Annotated in this window: 18 protein-coding genes, 2 tRNA genes and 1 other RNA gene; 4 read left to right on the top strand and 17 right to left on the bottom strand. The window is 41.9% G+C overall.

The annotated features are described in order from the left end of the window. Positions 1–13: 13 nt before the first annotated feature. A complete protein-coding gene (locus ACYQ5K_RS07015; protein WP_195231256.1) occupies positions 14–580 on the bottom strand; it encodes a chromate transporter in 567 nt (188 codons plus the stop codon). Beyond that, positions 577–1,143 (bottom strand): chromate transporter, encoded by a 567-nt coding sequence (locus ACYQ5K_RS07010; RefSeq protein ID WP_195231258.1) that lies wholly within the window; start codon positions 1,141–1,143, stop codon positions 577–579. The genes ACYQ5K_RS07015 and ACYQ5K_RS07010 overlap by 4 nt, the downstream gene beginning before the upstream one ends. Positions 1,144–1,314: 171 nt before the next feature. On the opposite strand from ACYQ5K_RS07010, the gene ACYQ5K_RS07005 reads away from it, so the two are divergent. Continuing rightward, positions 1,315–1,956, top strand: coding sequence for a GDSL-type esterase/lipase family protein (locus ACYQ5K_RS07005; RefSeq protein WP_195231259.1), 642 nt, complete (start codon positions 1,315–1,317; stop codon positions 1,954–1,956). A gap of 98 nt (positions 1,957–2,054) precedes the next feature. Here ACYQ5K_RS07005 and ACYQ5K_RS07000 read toward each other — a convergent pair whose 3' ends face one another. Together ACYQ5K_RS07000 and ACYQ5K_RS06995 are read right to left on the bottom strand one after the other, a co-directional pair. After that, on the bottom strand, positions 2,055–2,390 hold the full coding sequence (locus ACYQ5K_RS07000) for a hypothetical protein (RefSeq protein ID WP_173687385.1): 336 nt from the start codon (positions 2,388–2,390) through the stop codon (positions 2,055–2,057). Between the two features lie 13 nt (positions 2,391–2,403). Beyond that, positions 2,404–2,811: a helix-turn-helix domain-containing protein gene (locus ACYQ5K_RS06995; protein WP_195230299.1), complete on the bottom strand. Its 408-nt coding sequence runs from the start codon at positions 2,809–2,811 to the stop codon at positions 2,404–2,406. A gap of 213 nt (positions 2,812–3,024) precedes the next feature. On the opposite strand from ACYQ5K_RS06995, the gene ACYQ5K_RS06990 reads away from it, so the two are divergent. Continuing rightward, positions 3,025–3,720 carry a 3'-5' exonuclease gene (locus tag ACYQ5K_RS06990; protein WP_195230298.1) on the top strand — a complete coding sequence of 232 codons (696 nt, stop codon included), beginning with the start codon at positions 3,025–3,027 and terminating at the stop codon, positions 3,718–3,720. 124 nt (positions 3,721–3,844) lie between these two features. Here ACYQ5K_RS06990 and ACYQ5K_RS06985 read toward each other — a convergent pair whose 3' ends face one another. The 4 genes from ACYQ5K_RS06985 to ACYQ5K_RS06970 all read right to left on the bottom strand — a co-directional run bounded on the left by ACYQ5K_RS06985 (position 3,845) and on the right by ACYQ5K_RS06970 (position 5,313). Continuing rightward, a complete protein-coding gene (locus ACYQ5K_RS06985; protein ID WP_173687381.1) occupies positions 3,845–4,186 on the bottom strand; it encodes a VOC family protein in 342 nt (113 codons plus the stop codon). 280 nt (positions 4,187–4,466) lie between these two features. After that, positions 4,467–4,540: transfer RNA gene (locus ACYQ5K_RS06980), tRNA-Met, on the bottom strand. A 27-nt stretch (positions 4,541–4,567) separates the two neighbouring features. Beyond that, positions 4,568–4,640: transfer RNA gene (locus ACYQ5K_RS06975), tRNA-Val, on the bottom strand. A gap of 130 nt (positions 4,641–4,770) precedes the next feature. Then, entirely contained in the window at positions 4,771–5,313 is a 543-nt protein-coding gene (locus ACYQ5K_RS06970; RefSeq protein WP_173687380.1) for a GNAT family N-acetyltransferase, read from the bottom strand. Positions 5,314–5,627: 314 nt separating this feature from the next. Between ACYQ5K_RS06970 and ACYQ5K_RS06965 the strand changes: the two genes are divergently transcribed. Both ACYQ5K_RS06965 and ACYQ5K_RS06960 read left to right on the top strand, forming a co-directional pair. Continuing rightward, entirely contained in the window at positions 5,628–6,902 is a 1,275-nt protein-coding gene (locus ACYQ5K_RS06965) for a double-cubane-cluster-containing anaerobic reductase (RefSeq protein ID WP_195230297.1), read from the top strand. Between the two features lies 1 nt (position 6,903). Further along, positions 6,904–7,182 carry a DUF3343 domain-containing protein gene (locus ACYQ5K_RS06960; protein WP_055156326.1) on the top strand — a complete coding sequence of 93 codons (279 nt, stop codon included), beginning with the start codon at positions 6,904–6,906 and terminating at the stop codon, positions 7,180–7,182. A gap of 175 nt (positions 7,183–7,357) precedes the next feature. Here the strand turns inward: ACYQ5K_RS06960 and ACYQ5K_RS06955 are convergent, their stop codons facing one another. The 9 genes from ACYQ5K_RS06955 to secG form a co-directional block, all read right to left on the bottom strand. Continuing rightward, positions 7,358–7,903, bottom strand: a complete 546-nt coding sequence (locus ACYQ5K_RS06955) for a Uma2 family endonuclease (protein WP_195230296.1) — start codon at positions 7,901–7,903, stop codon at positions 7,358–7,360. 119 nt (positions 7,904–8,022) lie between these two features. Next, the gene (locus tag ACYQ5K_RS06950; RefSeq protein ID WP_195230295.1) at positions 8,023–8,316 is read right to left on the bottom strand and encodes a helix-turn-helix domain-containing protein; all 294 of its coding nucleotides are present in this window, start codon (positions 8,314–8,316) and stop codon (positions 8,023–8,025) included. Between the two features lie 310 nt (positions 8,317–8,626). Next, positions 8,627–8,972: a transfer-messenger RNA gene (ssrA, locus tag ACYQ5K_RS06945) on the bottom strand. Between the two features lie 228 nt (positions 8,973–9,200). Then, a complete protein-coding gene (locus tag ACYQ5K_RS06940; protein ID WP_173687376.1) occupies positions 9,201–9,557 on the bottom strand; it encodes a type II toxin-antitoxin system RelE family toxin in 357 nt (118 codons plus the stop codon). Further along, positions 9,557–9,907, bottom strand: a complete 351-nt coding sequence (locus ACYQ5K_RS06935) for a type II toxin-antitoxin system Phd/YefM family antitoxin (RefSeq protein ID WP_173687375.1) — start codon at positions 9,905–9,907, stop codon at positions 9,557–9,559. The genes ACYQ5K_RS06940 and ACYQ5K_RS06935 overlap by 1 nt, the downstream gene beginning before the upstream one ends. Positions 9,908–10,149: 242 nt before the next feature. After that, complete coding sequence (locus tag ACYQ5K_RS06930; RefSeq protein WP_044999095.1) at positions 10,150–10,752, bottom strand: ECF transporter S component; 603 nt, start codon at positions 10,750–10,752, stop codon at positions 10,150–10,152. A gap of 134 nt (positions 10,753–10,886) precedes the next feature. Next, positions 10,887–11,360 carry an SsrA-binding protein SmpB gene (gene smpB, locus ACYQ5K_RS06925; protein WP_055156322.1) on the bottom strand — a complete coding sequence of 158 codons (474 nt, stop codon included), beginning with the start codon at positions 11,358–11,360 and terminating at the stop codon, positions 10,887–10,889. Further along, on the bottom strand, positions 11,353–13,503 hold the full coding sequence (gene rnr / locus ACYQ5K_RS06920) for a ribonuclease R (RefSeq protein ID WP_195230294.1): 2,151 nt from the start codon (positions 13,501–13,503) through the stop codon (positions 11,353–11,355). The genes smpB and rnr overlap by 8 nt, the downstream gene beginning before the upstream one ends. A 71-nt stretch (positions 13,504–13,574) precedes the next feature. Beyond that, entirely contained in the window at positions 13,575–13,817 is a 243-nt protein-coding gene (gene secG / locus ACYQ5K_RS06915) for a preprotein translocase subunit SecG (RefSeq protein WP_008372776.1), read from the bottom strand. Between the last annotated feature and the right edge of the window lie 53 nt (positions 13,818–13,870).

Below are 13,870 nucleotides of genomic sequence, written 5' to 3'. Positions count from 1 at the left end.
AATCATACCAGATTTACATCTTCCAAACCATCTCCACGCCAACTTTCATCACCCCGGCCAGCACCATCACCCAGATTGGATTCATCTTCACCTTCCTGAGCAAGATCACACATACCACAAATATCCCAACCATCAGCCAGTTGGTACCAGATATCACCATTTTCCCGTAAGATCCCCAGAACGCTGTCTGTAAAATGGAAATCCCCGCCGAACCGATCAGTGCGACCACCGCCGGTCTGATTCCTCCAAGTATTCCCTGCAGCATATCCATTTCCCGGTATTTTAAATACAATTTTGCAATGATTGTCACGATAATGCAAGATGGTGTGATATATCCAAGTGTAGCCACAACCGCTCCCGGCATTCCGGTCAGTTTCATCCCGACAAAAGTTGCTGCATTGATCGCAATCGGTCCCGGTGTCATCTGGGAAATGGTGATCAGATCCGTAAATTCCGTCATGCTAAGCCAGTGATGCACATTTACGACCTGCCCCTGGATCAGTGGAAGTGCCGCATATCCACCGCCAAAGCTGAACAGACTGATTTGAAAAAAGCTTAAAAATAATTGTATATAAATCATACTCTTTTCCTCCGTCTGTTCCAAAATGTCCGGATTATACCAAAAATCCCACTTGCAACCACTATATAAATCACATTGATTCCTAAAACACAGGCTGCTATAAATGCTGCAATCATAACAATCGTTGCCACATTATCTTTCTTTTTTATGATTCCGCATCCCATTTCATAAGTTACCGAGGCAATCACAGCTCCGACACCTGCCTGCATCCCTTCCAGCATCTGACTCACCAGATAATTATCCCGAAATGCATTATAAAAAGCAGAGATCACAGAAATGATCACAAACGGTGGAATAATCGTTCCAATAATTGCAACCAGTGTTCCTGCAAGACCGGCAAGCTTATACCCAACCACGATTGCCCCATTTACCGCAATCGGTCCCGGTGCTGACTGTGCGATTGCCACCAGATCCAGCATTTCATTTTCTTCAATCCAATGATAATCATCCACAAACTTTTTCTTCATCAGCGTGACGATCACATAACCGCCGCCAAATGTAAATGCACTCAGATATAATGTAGACAGAAAAAGTTTAACCAAAACTTCTCTTTTATTCTCCATAATTTTTCTCCTCCACCCATTAGTATATCTTTGCTGTATACAAATGTAAATTAAAATCCAGGTAAATTTCAAAACCTTTCCAATACAATTTTACCTCTTGACTTTTCCAGCAATCCCATTTATCATATATAACATATCAATTTAGTAGGTTTATAAAAGGAGTGACACAAAATGAACATCTTATGCTTTGGCGATTCAAACACATATGGCTACAAACCGGACGGAACCGGCAGATTTGACACCGACACCCGATGGACCGCTCTGCTTCAGAAGAAACTGGGCGCTGACCACCGCGTGATTGAGGAAGGTCTTTGTGGAAGAACCACTGTATTTCAGGATGATCTTCGTGAGGGACGTCGTGGACTTGATCTGATCGGCATCACTATGGAAATGCATAATCCCATCGTTCTCCTTATCCTTATGCTTGGGACCAACGACTGCAAATCCAGATACAACGCTTCCGCCGGAACCATTGCCAAAGGACTTGCACAGGTCATTCAGAAAGCCCGGAAAAATGCTTCCCAGCCGTTTGACCTTCTCGTCATTTCACCGATCCATCTGGGCGAAGGTGTTGGCGAACCTGGTTTTGATCCGGAATTTGATGAGAAATCTGTAGAAGTTTCAAAAAAGCTTGCTGAAGAATATCACAAAGTAGCACTTCTGCATCATGCAGCATTTCTGGATGCCTCCGCATTTGCCACTCCGAGCGCGACAGACCGGGAGCATCTGGACGCGGCCGGTCACGCTGCACTTGCTAATGCGATCTATGAAAAAATTATCGATATGCAAAAAGAACTGAAAAAAGCGGTATAGATCACCGATATGCTCCCTCGCAGGCAGACAAGTGAAACAATAAAACTTGTTGCCTGAAAGGGGCATATCACAATCTATACCGCTCTTCACATGCTTTCTTAAATATGAATTCTCATCACATTGATCACAAATCCAATCGCTCCAAGTGCCAGAAACACAAGCGCAGCTCCTGCTGCCTTTTTTCTTGTTTCAATCTTTTCCTGATCTTCGATGCTCATATTCTGAACCGGATAGTTTCTCCTTCCGATCAGATAAAGAATCAGTCCACTTGAATTATTTCCATTCATCGCCCAAAATCCCCAGAACTTCGGGTGCTTTAAGCCTCTTGCTTTTGCATCCAATACCGTCATCTGATAAATCTGCCATGCGGTGCAGATTGCGCCCACCAAAGCGATTGCTCCGCTTGCTACTGCTGCCATTTGATTCCATTCCATAATTATCTGTCTCCTAAATCCGTTTGATAATCTGATAAAGCAATGCCGATGAGCTCATGATCACCACGCAAAATACAATTACCAGATAATAGGTCCCTTCCGGCAACAGCATATTCAGCGCAATCAACAGTATCATCAGTACAATATTTAAAATAATTGCTCCAGTCAGTTTTTTGTTGCTTTTTACAACGTCAGTACTCTCTGCCAGATGTTCTGTCATCTTCTGATCTCCTTTCAACAGCTCATCAAGACTTACGGAATAAAGATCACTAAGCGCAATGACACTGATGATATCCGGATACGATTTTTCATTTTCCCAATTGGAAATGGTCTGCCTGGAAACACCTGTTTTCTCTGCCGCCTTCTCCTGGGTAAGTCCGGCTTCCATCCGTGCATTTTTTAGTTTCTTCCCTATTTCCATAATCCTTAGCTCCTCCTTTCACGGACATCATTCCATATAGCGCACCAAAAGTCTATCAAACATCTTTTACAGGTGGCATTTTTGCATGTCAAAATTCTTTTACACAGGCAAATATACCAGTATCTTACCATCTGAGGAGGGTTGTATCAAGAAAACTCTGGCACTTTCTCCTCGCATCTGTTAAAATAGGATTTCAGAAACGGAGGTTTTGAAATGCTAAAATCCTATGTCTGTTTTGACCTGGAAACAACCGGGCTTGACCCGCTATATAATGAAATTATTGAAATCGGAGCACTGAAAGTCCGTGACGGAAAGGTTGCCGAACGTTTTATGGAATTCATTCATCCGCAGGAAGAGATTTCCCCGATGATCACGAATCTCACCGGCATTACGAATGAAATGGTTGCAAATGCCAGATCTGCCAATGCTGTGATCAGTGATTTTCTTGAATTCTGTGAGGATGATGTCCTGATCGGTCACAATGTCGGCTTTGATTACAGCTTCATGAAATCAGGTGCTTCCAATTTAGGACTTACTTTTGAAAAATTTGGAATCGACACATTTAAAATCGCCCAGCGCACCTTAAAATCACTTCCATCCAAAAGTCTCTCCAGTCTGTGTGAATACTACCAGATTGAAAATAAAGCTGCGCACCGCGCCTACTATGATGCGCTTGCCACAGCAAAACTGTATCAGACACTGGCACACTATTTCGAAAATGAGGATCCTTCTCTTTTCAAGCCACAGCAGCTTACATACAAAGTAAAAAAAGTGCAGCCTGCCACAGCAAAACAGGTCGCACTTTTGCAGAGACTGTGCAGCCAGAAGAAAAAAGCACCGGAATGGAATCCGGATACGATCACGCGCAGTGAAGCATCCCGGCTGATTGACACCTTATTAAAGGCATAAGCAAAAAGATAGAATACGTCTTAAAGAATCTTCTTTCTTATAAACGTACTCTATCTTTTTTAGTTCTTCTTCACTGATCTTTCGCCTATCACTTCACCTGCCCGAAAATAATCTCTTCCGGATCTTACTTATTTACTTTCCAGTTTTCCAGAAGTTTTAATTCTATTTTCGTTCCATTCGGCAACGAAAACCAGTGGTCATTGATTGCTTTTACCGGATAAGCTTTGATCTTTTCCATCGTCTCTTCTACAGAATCTACCGCAATCGAAATATGGTCGTATCCATTTTCTCCTTCTGTATTGATCTCTTCCATTTCGCAGAGCTGGATTCCTTCTTCGTACCAGCATTTTCTTCCCGGCTTTTCACCGATTTCTCTCCACATATGCATTTCAAATACATCTTCAAAAAATTTCTGTGCGTCCTCATAAGATGCCGTTCTGATTGCTGCATGATCGATTTTTGCCATAGTCTATATCCTCCTGTTTTCGCAGTTTGTGTTCTATTTTAGGATAATTCATTTTGTGGTAGGGTGCAAGGAAAATAATGGCATGAGGGAATAGATAAAAGTTATTGACGAATAAGGCTGTAACGCCAGTCTTCATGAAACTGGCGTTCAAGGTTATTGGTTGTGGGGGCGATGTGTGGGGATGTTCGTTATTGTATATGTAGAAGCTTTAAGACGTTAGATAATGTAAAACTTTCTGCTATGTAAAAAAAGAAGCCCCACACAAGGACTCCTTCTTTAGTAGCGGGAACTGGATTTGAACCAGCGACACCGCGGGTATGAACCGCGTGCTCTAGCCAACTGAGCTATCCCGCCATATGAAATTTACAACTTATGTTGTAGTGGGACCAATAGGGCTCGAACCTATGACCCTCTGCTTGTAAGGCAGATGCTCTCCCAGCTGAGCTATGATCCCTCATCACATTTATGCGACTTGTTCATTCTACTATTATTTTCTACAAATGTCAATACTTTTTTCAGTTTTTTTACAGATTTTCTCTTTTTCCGTCAGCATATCTCCCCCTTACTTCCTGCTTTCCAGACCATTACCTGTAGATTTCTTCCCAATGCTCTTTTGTCATAACATTCGTATGATCGACCCGCACCTCATGTAAAAGCGGCACAGGGACTTCATTACAGGTATGATGATAAACAAATCCCAGCTTTTCCTGCACTCTTTTTGATTTCAGATTGCCATCATAATAAGCGCACCAGATTGTTGTCATGCCAAGATCTTCAAATCCATGTCTCAATAACTCTCTGGAAGCTTCCGGCATATAGCCTCTTCCCCAGAATGGCTGTCCAAGCCAATATCCAAGCTCGCACTCATCGTCACGCTTTGTTTTATTCGTGTATCCATTCAGTTTCAGTTCCACAGCACCTATCGCAATATTATTTTCCTTTTCACAGATTGCGTAGCACTCTGCTCCATCAAATACATTTTTGATGACAGCTCTGCTTTCCTCCACACTCTTATGCGGCGGCCATCCTGCAGCAGGTCCGATCTCCGGATCTTTTGCATATTCAAACAGACTTTCCGCATCTTCCTCTGTCCATTTTCTCAGTATTAATCTTTCGGTCTTCAGCATACTCTTCCACCTCAGTCTTTATATTTAAATTTTTAATAAATTTGTTTTCTTCAATTCCTATTCTATACGTTAATCTGTTGTTTCAGTATATCATAAGGATTTTATATCTTCAACATTCCACATTTGAATGGTTATACGTAAAACGTATTTCAATAATTCGTTTTTTCTATATATCGTCCCACTTATAGTTATTTTATACATTTCTCCATATGCATTGACTAACTCATTCGTCATTTTGTACAATATTTTATATGGTTAGCGACAAAATATATGGATACTAACAAATCGTCATTGTATAAAAGGAGGAAATGGAAATGGCTGATTATGTAAAAATGTGGGAAAACCTTGGAATGGATGTCAAGAATCATGACAATCTCTGCCAGGTTCTTCCGACGGCAGTTGGGGATGTATTTATGACACAGGAGAACCGTCCGAAAGCAATGGATTTCTGGGATATGGTTATTGCTGAAGTTCACGGTATCCGCCCGGCTGAACTCATTGAGGAACAGAAAAAGGGACGTAAGGTATTCGGAACCTTCTGCGTATATGTACCGGATGAAGTAATTATCGCTGCAAATGGTATCGTAACAGGACTTTGCGGTGGATCACAGTTCTGGGTTCCGGACGGCGAAAAAGTCCTTCCGAAAAATGTCTGTCCACTTGTAAAAGCTTCTGTAGGAGCAAGACTTGGACGCACCTGCCCATTCTTCCGTATCGCAGATATGTATGTCGGGGAAACTACCTGCGATGGCAAAAAGAAAGCTTACGAGATTCTCGGAAAAGACGTTCCAATGCATATTATGGACGTTCCACAGATGAAGCGTGAGAAAGATATTATCAAATGGAAAGAAGAAATTACAGATTTTGCAAAGATTGTAGAAGAATTCACCGGAAACGAAATTACACCAGAAAAGCTTGCAGAAGCGATCAGGATCTGCAATGAGAAGCGTAAAGCTCTTCAGAGAGTTTATGACTGCAGAAAATCAAAATGTCTGCCAATTTCCGGACGAGATGCTCTGCTCATGACCCAGATTTCTTTCTTCGATGATCCGGTACGCTGTGCCCAGATGTGTAACCGTCTGGCTGACGAACTGGAACAGCGTATCAAAGATGGTGTATCCGTTGTACCGGAAGGTACAAAACGTATCCTGATCACGGGAACACCGCTTGCAGTTCCGAACTGGAAATTACATAACATCATCGAGACAAGTGGCGCTGCTGTTGTCTGTGAAGAAATGTGTACAGGAACAAGATATTTTGAAAATCTTGTAGACGAATCCGGCGAAACACTGGATGAACAGTTCATGAATCTGTCCAAACGTTACATGAAGACAAACTGCGCATGCTTCACACCAAATACCGGACGTATCGACGACATTCTCCGTATGGTAGACGAATATCAGGTAGACGGCGTCATCGACTGCAGTCTGATGTTCTGCTGCCTATACGACACAGAAAAGCTTGCAGTTTCTGAAGCACTGAAGGCGAAAAATATTCCGGTACTCTCTCTGGAAACAGATTACACCGATAAAGATGCTGAACAGCTTCGTACAAGAATCGGAGCATTTGTGGAGATGCTGAATCAGTAAAATGGAAGAAAAAAATAAACATATCCGCTATTATATTCTCTTTGACAATCACACACAGGGCATGATGCTCCATGAGCTTCTGGATAAGCAGGGTCTTCCTAACCGGATCGCACCTGCCCCACGTGACACTGACGGCAAAGCAGCCTGCGGGATGGCGCTTCTGATCCATCCGGATGACATTGATGCCGTCAGAACATGCATCGAAGAGAATCATGCCGAATATGTAAACATCGTTCCATTGGAAAACCAGTTGCAGAAAAAGAGAGACCGATATTGTTAAATGCAGAGTTTATAATAAATGAGGAGAGAGCATTTCGCTCTCTCCTCAAATTGGTGTTCTTTATTTTGAAAAAGCTTCTTGCTTCTGTATAGCATTTCTTTCACCTTTTGTCTCTTCATTGACATTTACTTGTGTATGTGACATATAATTTCCAACATCCTTAATCGTCTCTCTTCTACTTCAATAACTCTGCTATATTTAACCTAAAGCCTGGATAAATTCCCACTGGTATTTCTTCATCGAATGAATACTGCATAAAATCTTCCGGTATTCCAAATGAATAAACCTGAGCTCTTTCTTGCGTCGGATCAACAATCCAATATTCCCTTACACCAGCTGTACGATATTTAAACAACTTTGTCATATAATCCATGCGCTGACTACTTGGCGATACAATTTCAATAATCCAATCAGGTGCACCGTTGCATCCCTTATCATCTAACTTATTCGGATCACAAATAACTGACACATCCGGTTCAACATAATTTCTGTCATCTTCATTCAAAAAAACTGCAAATGGAGCTGCATATACTTCACATTTTCCATTATTATCTGAAATATATCTATCAATGATACTTGCTAATCTTGTAGATATTTTCTGATGCAATCTGCTTGGCGGTGCCATATCATAAATCGTCCCATCTATCAGCTCAGCGCGCTGTCCTTCCGGAAGTTCATAAATATCTTTTGTTGTGTAAATATGTTCTTTTGGTAATGGCATATTTTCAGCTCCCTTCCTGTTTGAAATGAAAACCCGGTTTCATCGGGAAATTAAGGCTCAGAATCCCTTATTTTACGGGGGATTTTCGACCTCGATTTTTTGATTTTGCTAAAATTTGCTTATTCTTCGCAAAATTTCCTCTCATACGATAATTCAGGATCTAATTTCACTTCCCAATCCATAATATCCTGTGGCTGGCACTGAAGCAACTGACATAAGTCCTCAATCGTTTTGGTACTTACATCATATATAAATTCTTTTCCATTATGTTTCGGATCATTCTTATAATCTTCAAGTTTCTTTTTTATTTCTTCAGGTGTTCCCGAACACATTTTAAGTTTTGCGAGAGTACTTTGTGGAATCAACCCTTTTTTATTATAACACTCCTTTCTCTTAGCTTCAAATGTTATCATAAAGCACCTGCAAGATTTCCTAAAGATTTCTCCTGCCAGTGCTTTCACTTCTACGCCTGTTTTTCCAGCATAGCTGGGGGATTAGGCTTTTCATTGTATAAAAGCGTAAAAAATAGGCATACCGGGGTATTTTTATTTTTTTGATACATTATTTGAATTTTTGAGTTACAATTTCAGTCTATTTTTTGACCACAATTTTGACCACAATTTTTCCGATTTCAGGTGGTTTCAAACGGTCTGAAACGGCATTTTCACCCCTTTTTAAGTATTAAAAAACCGCCGAAACATCACATTTTCAGCGGTTTTACAGGTATGGACCTGAGGGGAATCGAACCCCTGTCCGAAAGCTCTTCCATAAAGGCATCTCCCATCACAGTCATTCTTTTGACATTCCCTCCATAAGACGCCGAACAACAGGCTGCTTACTTTAGTAGCTTCATAAATTCTTCCATTCCCTCAAAGCTTTGGAAACGAAGTGCCTCATCTGGTCGAAGCCGGTTACTTAAGCGATGAGAGACTCAAGGCCGACTGCTGCAACTAGGCAGCGTACGCTAAATTTTCGTCTGCGTTTATATTTAGTTGGAACTTTTAACGTAGTGTCCCGCTACGGATGGCTTCCTTGACTTCCGTGCCCCCGTCGAAACCAGTACAAGCCCTGGTTCTTGGAAGCCGTATCATCAAAAATACGCTCCTGCAAACAAGATCCGTTCAGAAGTAATTCTTCTGCTCTCCCATTTGCTCTATATATTATATGCGGACATCCCGGTTTGTGTCAAGGGATCTCCACATATATTTTACTCAATCTGGCTTATTCTGCCACATTTTATACGGATTATTATGAGCCATATTGTTAATGGAATAACCGTAGATTCCATCTTGTCATTCTAAAAATCATCAAAAATATTTTTAAAGATGTCATCCCCATACTTCTCATACAATTTTGCTGCCAGCTCATAACAATAATTCTCATCTCTCTGTGAGATAACCACAATGTTCATAGCCATTTCTTCGATTACAAGTGTATATACAACCCTTATTCCGATTCCACGATATTTTATTTTGAAAAAGCCCGTCAGGTTGTTTCCATTTTTATTCCCCAGCGGCTTCCCATACCCATTCGGACTTGGAAGTGGTGCTTTTGACACTTTCACAATTCCCGCCAATACCTGCGCCCGTATACTTCCTTCAATCTTTTTATAATCTTTTCTGGCTTCCTCTGTAATTTTTATTGTCCATGTCATTATTCAAACTCCACGCTCTCTGACAATTTCTCCAGTTCTTTCATGGAGAATCCCTCTTCCTTCACAAATTCTTCAAAAGAAGATGTCGGACTATCCACTCTGCTCTCTGCAAGCTTCAGTAATCTTATATTCTCAATCCTGTCCAGCAATTTTTCTAATTTGCTGATTTTTTCCTGTATATCTCTGTATTCGTTGATAGACACTACTACAGCAGTTGGCTGATTATTTTTTAAAACAATATATTCTGTATTATTTTCAGCTACATCATTAAAAATCTTTCCTGCTTTTCCCTGACTAAAATCAGATATTGATACAAGTCTGTCGGTTAAATCTAATAATGCTGTATTCATGAACTCATCCTCCTTAATTAGTTTCATTATACAATTCCTTTATATTATATGCAATATTTTAATTATAATTTACATCATTATTTTAACCTTTAAAAGGTCAAAATCCAACACATAATGCATTTTATTTATCAGAAAGTTCCAACACCGTTTTTTTCTACACAAAAATAGCGGAAAAGCATATTTACAAAATATACCATTCCGCTATTTTTTTATATGGCTTATCAATGTATCTCTACATAATTTTACGCTTCTTTTGTCTTTCCCACTTCCAGCATTCCGCTCTTTGCAAGTGCCGGTCTCAGTGCATTGTAGATAATTACTACAACGATCGTAGAAAGAATCGCATTTACAAAGGTAGCAGCTGCGCTCCATTTTGCAAGAACCTCAGCCATCTGCTGCGGCTGTCCCAGAATGTACTGTTTGTAAAAGTATCCGACGATCGGATCTGCAATGACATTAAATGCAAGTCCGGCAACAGATGCCAGCAGGCTCCATTTGAAAATATATTTCTTATCGGTACTTTCATTGATCTTTGCGATCTTATGCGCTACAAGTCCTGTGATCAGTCCGATGCAGAGCTTCAGGATAAATGTCTTCGGTGCTCCGGTAATATAAATCGGATCCATCACATCCGCGATTCCCATTCCGATCGCTCCTGCAAGTCCGCCGTACCATCCGCCCAAAAGAAGTGCGGCAAGCACACAGAATGCATTTCCAAGGTGGATTGATGTTGCATCTCCTCCCGGCATCGGTATTTTAATCTGCAGATACGTAAAGATTACGTAGCAAAGTGCAGCAAACAGCGCTGTCTGCGCAATTTTCATAACGGTTGAATTTGTTTTCATAGTCTGTCCCATCCTTTCTCATTCCTTGTGAAATACTGTAATACATTAATTCATCAGGTCAGTGAACATTGTACCGCGTCACTGTCTCTGTAAAAATATACAATTCTCACTTTTTTCAAGGGGACAGTTTTGTTTTATCCGAAATTGCGGATCTTGAACTCTCTTTCTGCCTCACGCTTCTGGTCTTTTTTCGCGATATCATCACGCTTATCGTATAGTTTTTTACCTTTTGCCAGTCCGATCTCTACTTTGACAAGACTCTTGCTGAAATACACTTTCAGTGGCACGATCGCCATTCCTTTTTCCTTGGTCTTGCCGATCAGTTTGTTGATCTCCGATTTGTGAAGAAGGAGCTTTCTCACACGCAGAGGATCTTTATTGAAAATATTTCCCTTTTCGTATGGGCTGATATGCATTCCATAGATAAACACTTCCCCATCCTCAATACGGATAAAGGATTCTTTGATGCTGCATTTCCCCATGCGGAGGGATTTTACTTCCGTACCTGCAAGTGCAATTCCCGCTTCATAAGTATCCAGGATAAAATAGTCATGATACGCCTTTTTATTGTTCGCAATCATCTTGCCCTGCGCTTTTGCCTTAGCCATCTTCTCTCTCCTCTTTTCTTTCCTTTACAAGTCTAAAATCAATGGTTCTTGATATCTCATCACAATCAATCATCTTCACACGCACCTTCTGCCCCAGCTTGTAGGTCTTTCTGAGATGTGAACCAATCATCTGATAATGCTCTTCGTCGTAGTCATAATGATCGTCCGTCATATTGGTAACATGCACCAGACCTTCCACGGTATTCGGCAGCTCTACATAGATTCCCCACTTCGTGATACCCGAAATAACTCCTTCAAATTCCTGTCCGAAGGAATTCCGCATATACTGTACCTTCTTCAGCTTCAGCGTCTCTCTCTCTGCCTCATCCGCACGGCGCTCTAAGGAACTTGTCTCCATCGCCACCTCCGGCAGGATTTTTTCATAATGATGCCTCTTTGCATCATTCATCCTGCCCCGGAGATTATCTTTGATAATCCGGTGGATCTGCAGATCCGGATAGCGCCGGATCGGTGAAGTAAAATGCGTGTAATACTGGGTTGCAAGTCCGAAATGTCCGTCATTATCCGGCGAATATCTTGCCTGCTTCATGGAACGGAGTGCAAGCCTTGAGATCATGGCTTCTTCCGGAGTCCCCTCGATCTTGTCCAGAAGCTTCTGCACTTCTTTGGGACGGATCTCCTGTCCCCCTTGCATGTGCATGGTATATCCGAAATTCTGCAAAAATGTCACAAGCTTTTTCATCTTGTCATCATCCGGTGTTTCATGCACACGGTATAAGAATGGAATCTCCTGCCAGAAGTAATCCTCTGCAACCGTCTCATTTGCCACAAGCATAAAATCCTCGATGATCTTCGTCGCCACGTTGCGGTCGTATGCCTTGATATCCACCGGCTCACCGCTTTCATTTAAAATAATCTTTGCCTCCGGAAAATCAAAGTCGATTGCCCCTCTTCTGTGACGTCTTTCTCTCAAAATGTGTGACAGTTCTTTCATCAGTTCAAACATCGGGATCAGATCATGATACCGTTCGCATTCTGCCTCATCCCGATCCTCAAGAATCTTTTTCACACTGGTATAGCTCATGCGTTCATCCACATTTACCACAGTTTCCGCGATCTGGTGATCAACTACATTTCCCTTCGCATCAATGGTCATGATACAGCTCAGTGCCAGCCGGTCCTCGCCTGCGTTTAATGAACACATTCCATTGGACAGAACTCTTGGCAGCATCGGGATCACACGATCTGCCAGATAGACACTGGTACCTCTTTTCAATGCTTCCCGGTCAAGGGCGCTGTTCTCCTGCACATAATTGGTCACATCAGCGATATGCACGCCAAGAATATAACGGTCTCCCTCTTTTGTCAGAGTGATCGCATCATCCAGATCCTTCGCATCCTCGCCGTCAATCGTCACGGTCTGCCAGCTCCGCACATCCTTACGTCCTGCCATATCAGCGTTCGTCACTGCCTTTGCCACACGCTCTGCCTGATTCAGTACCTTCTCCGGAAATTCGGTTGGCAGATCATATCCTTTGACAATCGACAAAATATCAACTCCCGGATCGGTCACATGCCCCAGGATCTCTACGATCTTTCCTTCCGGCTTCTTTCCATTCTCCCCATAAGAGGTCAGCTCGACCACAACCTTATGCCCGGTCACAGCTCCTTTAGAGCGCTCTGCCGGTACGAAGATATCCTGCAGGAAACGCTCATTATCCGGCACAACGAATCCGAAATTCTTCCGGCTCTGATAATAGCCGACGATCCGCTGGGTTCCCCTCTGTACAATCTTCGTGATCTTTCCTTCTCTTCGCTTTCCTTCCGGTGCTTTGGTGATGACAACCTCTACCTCATCTCCCTGCATGGCACCGTTCATATCATCTTCCGAGATAAAGATATCTTCACTCTCACCTTCCACGGTGACAAAGCCGAAGCCTCTCGCATTTGCCTGGAATATTCCCCGCAGCTGCTTTGCCTCACCTTTAATGTATTTTCCTTTCTGTGTGACATGTACCCTGCCTTCCTTTTCCAGGCTGTCCATGACAGCCTTGAGTTCCCCTTTCTGATCTTTCGGGACCTGAAGCAGCATCGACAGCTCTTTCAGCTTCATCGGCACATAAAATTCATCACAGATAAATTCATAAATAATTTTCTTTCTTTTTTCAAATAATTCGTCCATCTCTTCTCCTGTCAAAAAAGGAACACCCTATAGATACTATAGAGTGTTCCTCATCTTCTTTCAATCATTCGTTATGCAAAAACTTTCAGGTTCAGGACTGCTGCAAGTACGATAAACAGAATTGCTAAAAACTTGGTAGACTTAACAAGTGCGCCTTCCATAGAACGACCTTTGTTCTGTCCCCAATAAGAATCTGCCATACCTGCGATTGTTCCAAGACCTGCTGACTTACCTTCCTGCATCAATACGATTACTGTCAATGCGATACAATCTATTGCAAATAAAATTAAAAGCACTGTTTTTAAAATTTCCATTACTAATCACACCTCCTGATGTTTGAACCACTCATGTATTTTACCATAAATCT

The organism is Allocoprococcus similis (assembly GCF_054660775.1).
The sequence above is the reverse complement of the archived record's forward strand: the minus strand, read 5'-3'. Positions and strand labels throughout refer to the sequence as shown.

Excerpts from the sequence above, each read along its gene's own strand:
- ACYQ5K_RS07005 (WP_195231259.1), top strand. The coding sequence starts at position 1,315 with ATGAACATCTTATGCTTTGGCGATTCAAACACATATGGCTACAAACCG.
- ACYQ5K_RS07015 (WP_195231256.1), bottom strand. The coding sequence starts at position 580 with ATGATTTATATACAATTATTTTTAAGCTTTTTTCAAATCAGTCTGTTC.
- smpB (WP_055156322.1), bottom strand. The coding sequence starts at position 11,360 with ATGGCTAAGGCAAAAGCGCAGGGCAAGATGATTGCGAACAATAAAAAG.
- ACYQ5K_RS06940 (WP_173687376.1), bottom strand. The coding sequence starts at position 9,557 with ATGACATGGACAATAAAAATTACAGAGGAAGCCAGAAAAGATTATAAA.
- secG (WP_008372776.1), bottom strand. The coding sequence starts at position 13,817 with ATGGAAATTTTAAAAACAGTGCTTTTAATTTTATTTGCAATAGATTGT.
- rnr (WP_195230294.1), bottom strand. The coding sequence starts at position 13,503 with ATGGACGAATTATTTGAAAAAAGAAAGAAAATTATTTATGAATTTATC.
- ACYQ5K_RS06950 (WP_195230295.1), bottom strand. The coding sequence starts at position 8,316 with ATGATAACATTTGAAGCTAAGAGAAAGGAGTGTTATAATAAAAAAGGG.
- ACYQ5K_RS06965 (WP_195230297.1), top strand. The coding sequence starts at position 5,628 with ATGGCTGATTATGTAAAAATGTGGGAAAACCTTGGAATGGATGTCAAG.
- ACYQ5K_RS06995 (WP_195230299.1), bottom strand. The coding sequence starts at position 2,811 with ATGGAAATAGGGAAGAAACTAAAAAATGCACGGATGGAAGCCGGACTT.
- ACYQ5K_RS06990 (WP_195230298.1), top strand. The coding sequence starts at position 3,025 with ATGCTAAAATCCTATGTCTGTTTTGACCTGGAAACAACCGGGCTTGAC.
- ACYQ5K_RS06930 (WP_044999095.1), bottom strand. The coding sequence starts at position 10,752 with ATGAAAACAAATTCAACCGTTATGAAAATTGCGCAGACAGCGCTGTTT.
- ACYQ5K_RS06935 (WP_173687375.1), bottom strand. The coding sequence starts at position 9,907 with ATGAATACAGCATTATTAGATTTAACCGACAGACTTGTATCAATATCT.
- ACYQ5K_RS07000 (WP_173687385.1), bottom strand. The coding sequence starts at position 2,390 with ATGGAATGGAATCAAATGGCAGCAGTAGCAAGCGGAGCAATCGCTTTG.
- ACYQ5K_RS07010 (WP_195231258.1), bottom strand. The coding sequence starts at position 1,143 with ATGGAGAATAAAAGAGAAGTTTTGGTTAAACTTTTTCTGTCTACATTA.
- ACYQ5K_RS06970 (WP_173687380.1), bottom strand. The coding sequence starts at position 5,313 with ATGCTGAAGACCGAAAGATTAATACTGAGAAAATGGACAGAGGAAGAT.
- ACYQ5K_RS06960 (WP_055156326.1), top strand. The coding sequence starts at position 6,904 with ATGGAAGAAAAAAATAAACATATCCGCTATTATATTCTCTTTGACAAT.
- ACYQ5K_RS06985 (WP_173687381.1), bottom strand. The coding sequence starts at position 4,186 with ATGGCAAAAATCGATCATGCAGCAATCAGAACGGCATCTTATGAGGAC.
- ACYQ5K_RS06955 (WP_195230296.1), bottom strand. The coding sequence starts at position 7,903 with ATGCCATTACCAAAAGAACATATTTACACAACAAAAGATATTTATGAA.